The sequence below is a fragment of the Pseudomonas sp. genome (assembly GCF_050739995.1).
Classification (GTDB): Bacteria; Pseudomonadota; Gammaproteobacteria; order Pseudomonadales; family Pseudomonadaceae; genus Aquipseudomonas.
Genome location: NZ_JBOICG010000397.1, coordinates 1 through 3,740 on the forward strand (window position 1 = coordinate 1; position 3,740 = coordinate 3,740).

General features: G+C 58.8%; 4 protein-coding genes. 1 reads left to right on the forward strand and 3 read right to left on the reverse strand.

Annotation, left to right across the window (positions count from 1 at the left end; all coding sequences use genetic code 11):
* Positions 1–109: 109 nt before the first annotated feature.
* Both pncB and ACRESD_RS13150 read right to left on the reverse strand, forming a co-directional pair.
* The gene (pncB, locus tag ACRESD_RS13145; protein WP_431751294.1) at positions 110–1,327 is read right to left on the reverse strand and encodes a nicotinate phosphoribosyltransferase; all 1,218 of its coding nucleotides are present in this window, start codon (positions 1,325–1,327) and stop codon (positions 110–112) included.
* An 11-nt stretch (positions 1,328–1,338) separates the two neighbouring features.
* Complete coding sequence (locus ACRESD_RS13150; RefSeq protein WP_431751295.1) at positions 1,339–1,986, reverse strand: nicotinamidase; 648 nt, start codon at positions 1,984–1,986, stop codon at positions 1,339–1,341.
* A 145-nt stretch (positions 1,987–2,131) separates the two neighbouring features.
* On the opposite strand from ACRESD_RS13150, the gene ACRESD_RS13155 reads away from it, so the two are divergent.
* Positions 2,132–2,824, forward strand: a complete 693-nt coding sequence (locus ACRESD_RS13155) for an NUDIX hydrolase (RefSeq protein WP_431751296.1) — start codon at positions 2,132–2,134, stop codon at positions 2,822–2,824.
* A 40-nt stretch (positions 2,825–2,864) separates the two neighbouring features.
* Here ACRESD_RS13155 and ACRESD_RS13160 read toward each other — a convergent pair whose 3' ends face one another.
* Entirely contained in the window at positions 2,865–3,638 is a 774-nt protein-coding gene (locus ACRESD_RS13160; RefSeq protein WP_431751297.1) for an L-iditol 2-dehydrogenase, read from the reverse strand.
* Positions 3,639–3,740: the final 102 nt, after the last annotated feature.

Here is a 3,740-nt window from a genome sequence, read left to right on the forward strand (position 1 = left end):
GCGCAAGGTGGTTTTGATGAAATCGATGCGCCGTTGAATCTCCCGGGGTTCGCCACCCTGGACCAGTGAGCGGTCGATATTGAGTTCCTGTGCGATACGTTCTTGCATGTCACACCTCCACGCTGCCGACATTGAATACCTGTGCTGCATACTGCAAAAACGAGGCGTCTTCGCAGACGTTCTTGATCGGGTCATCCGAGAATTTCACCACCGGCTCGCCGTGCACCCGCACCAGTTTCATCACGATGCTCAGCGGTTCGACGCCTTCCACATCGCAGGCCAGGCTGGTGCCCATGCCGAAACCGAACTTGGCCTTGCCGCGCACGTGCCGCAGGATCGGCAGGCATTTCTCGAAGTTCAAACCATCGGAGAACATCAGGTCCTTGGTCATGGGGTCGATACCCAGCTGCTTGTAGCGGGCCAGCACCTTGTCGGCCCAGGCGATGGGGTCGCCGGAGTCCTGGCGCAGGCCGTCGTAGAGCTTGGCGAAGTACAGGTCGAAATCCTTGAGGAAGAAGTCCGTACTGATCGTATCGGTCAGGGCGATGCCCAGGCGGCCACGGTATTCACGCACCCAGTTTTCCAACGCGGCATTCTGGCTTTCACGCAGGCGCCCCAGTTGCTGGTGCACCATCAGCCATTGGTGGGCCATGGTACCAATCAGTGGCAGGTCGAATTCGTAGGCCAGGTGCGCGTTGCTGGTACCGACGAACTGGCCGGGGAAGTCACGGCGCATGATATCCACCACTTCGCGCTGGGCCTTGAACGACAAGCGCCGTCGGGTGGAGAAGTCGGAGACACGCAGGTCGGCCAGCTCGTCGCGGCTGAGATTTTTCTCCAGCCAGTCGAACTTCTGATAAAGCTTGCGGGTGACATCTTCCAGGGTAACGTCGGGGTATTTGTCGCGGTTGCGCAACTCGCTGACCAGGGCCAATACCGGCTGCTCGAACATGATGCAGTGCAGCATCGGACCAACCACGCGGATGTTCAGTTGGCCGTCGACCTCGCTGACGTGGATATAGCGCAGATTAAAACGATACAGGCCGAGAAAGCGTTCGTAGTCCGGCGTGAGGTATTCGCGAAAACGTGGGTTGAACAAGAAACGCAGCTCGCCTTCGCGTGCCTGTAAGCCGGCCATTTTCTCCAGTTCGGCACGCAATTGAGGGATCAGGTGCCCGAGCTTTTCCTTGGAACGGACGATGAAGTTGTATTCCACATCCACGTTGGGGTACTGGTGCAATACAGCCTGCATCATGGTGAAGGTGTAGTAGTCGGTGTCGAGCAAGCCCTGGATCACCGGGGCTTCGTAGTCGTAGGCACTTTCCATGGTCGGTCTCCTTAACGCGTGGCCTGTGCTGCCAGTTCTTCGCGGCTGCTGCTGATGACGGCACCGGCCTTGAGCAACTCATTGACGGCCTGCACGCCGCCCTCTTCGCTGATACCCCGGCACGCTGGCAGGTACAGGACAACTTCCAGGCCGGCCTTGAGCAGTTGCAGCGCCGTGGTCTTGACGCAGTAGTCCAAGGCCAGGCCGCCGACGATGACACGACTCACCCCCTGGGCCTTGAGGTACTCGATCACGCCCGTGGAGAGTTTGTCGTGCAGATCGTGGTAGCAGGCACCGTAAGGGTGCAGATCGGGTTCGACGCCCTTCCAGACGAAGTAGTCGTAGTCATAGGGGCTGGGCAGTTCGTCCAGCAGCGTAAAGCCCTCGGTGCCCGGCACGCAGTGGCTGACCCAGGTGAGATCGGCATGGACCAGGCCGGTGGGTTGCAGCATCTCGCTATGCTGACTGACCACCCAGGGCGCGTGCGGTGTGTGGGCATCCTTGCTGCCGATGCGGTGGCCGGCAAGGCTGGCCATGTAGTTGAGCTCAGCGCCTATCCGATCACCGCCGGCCACCGGCAACTCGTTGGGGCACAGTGGCGTGAAGCTCTTTTGGGCGTCGACGTCGAATGAAGCGATGGCGGTTTTCAAGAGGGTCATGGTCGTTCTCCGGTGGCCTGAAATAAAAGTACACGTCATGTACTTTCATTACAAGAAACATTTATTTATCTATTCTGGAGCCAGTACATGACATATCTGTTCGATTGGTTAGACTGTGCACCACTGCTGTTTCGAAGGATTTCACATGCCACTGAGCCCTTACCTCCATACCGTCGACCTGTGCGTGTTGTTTTACTGCCGCGCCTCCGGGGACTTGAAACTGCTGCTCAATAAGCGCGAAGCCGAACCCTTTGCCGGACACTGGGCATTGCCCGGCGTGGTGGTCAACGGCGACGTGCAAGACCTGAGCCTCAAGGATGCGGTCGAGCGGTTGCGCGCCAGCGACAAGGTGGGCTTCGAACTGGCATGGAGCGAGCAAGTCGGCACGGTAGGTGATGCGTTTCGCGACCCGCGTTGCTGGTCGTCATCGACCTTCTACCTTGCCATCGTGGCGGATGAGGTGACAGTGGCCGAGCACCAGCGCTGGTTTTCACTGAATGCAGTGGCAAATGGCAGCATCAAGCTGCCGTTCGACCACAACCTGATCGTGGCCGCGGTACAGGAGCGGCTGTTTTCCAAGTCGTTGTACAGCAGCTTGCCGTTGCTGTTTCTGGGGGATGAATTCAGCGCGCCGGAAGCGACCACGATCTTTTCACTGGTGCTGGCGCGCCCGGTGTTGAAGACCAGTATTCGCCAGCGCTTGTTGAAGCTGACCGAGGCGGGATATTTGCGTGAGACAGGCCGCAAGAAGAATGGTGAAGGCGGTCGGCCCCAGGCGACAGTAGAGAACCTGAAGCCTGGGGCGGTGTATTTTTTTGATCGCAGTTTTGCCGAATAGCCCTGCATTCAAGAACAACAAAGATCATCTGTAGGAGGCGTCAGTTCATCCAGTTGCCGCCATCCACGTTGTAGGTTTGGGCTACCACGTAATCGGCATCCGTTGAAGCCAGGAAGATTGCCATACCCGTCAAATCCTGCGCCGTCCCCATCCGCCCAAATGGCACCTCGGCCCCTACTCGCCTCTTCTTCTCGCCAGGGGCCAGCCCTTCATACTGGGCAAACAGTGCGTCCACCCCATCCCAATGCTCGCCGTCCACCACGCCCGGTGCGATGGCGTTGACGTTGATGCCTTGCTTGATCAGGTTCAACCCCGCCGATTGCGTGAGGCTGATCACCGCTGCCTTGGTCGCGCAATAGATCGCCACCAATGGCTCGCCACGCCGTCCGGCCTGGCTGGCCATGTTGATGATCTTGCCGCCATGGCCTTGGCTGATCATCTGCCGTGCGGCGGCCTGCAGGGTGAACAACGTGCCCGCGACGTTGATCGAGAACAGCCGTTCATAGCTGTCACGCGTGATATCGACGATGGGGGCCAGGTCGAACAGCGCAGCGTTGTTGACCAGGATATCGAGCTTGCCTGCCTGGGCGACCACGGCGGCAATCGCCGCATCGATGGAGGATTGATCGGTGACATCCATCGCCACGGCGTAAGCCTGTGGACCCAGCTCGGTAGCCGTGGCCTGGGCCCGCTGCAAGTTGATATCAGCAATCGCTACGGTGGCGCCTTCGGCAATATAAGCCTGGGCAAAGGCATGGCCGATGCCGCGTGCCGATCCAGTGATCAGCGCGCTTTTACCTTCGAGTCGTTTCATGAGGGGTTTCCACCTGTAGTTTTTGTTATCGAGGGTGATTACAGCAGCTTGGCCAAGCCCCCACAAACCCATGGCGAATGCGCGATCGATACTTTTTTAACC

Excerpts from the sequence above, each read along its gene's own strand:
- pncB (WP_431751294.1), bottom strand. The coding sequence starts at position 1,327 with ATGGAAAGTGCCTACGACTACGAAGCCCCGGTGATCCAGGGCTTGCTC.
- ACRESD_RS13150 (WP_431751295.1), bottom strand. The coding sequence starts at position 1,986 with ATGACCCTCTTGAAAACCGCCATCGCTTCATTCGACGTCGACGCCCAA.
- ACRESD_RS13155 (WP_431751296.1), top strand. The coding sequence starts at position 2,132 with ATGCCACTGAGCCCTTACCTCCATACCGTCGACCTGTGCGTGTTGTTT.
- ACRESD_RS13160 (WP_431751297.1), bottom strand. The coding sequence starts at position 3,638 with ATGAAACGACTCGAAGGTAAAAGCGCGCTGATCACTGGATCGGCACGC.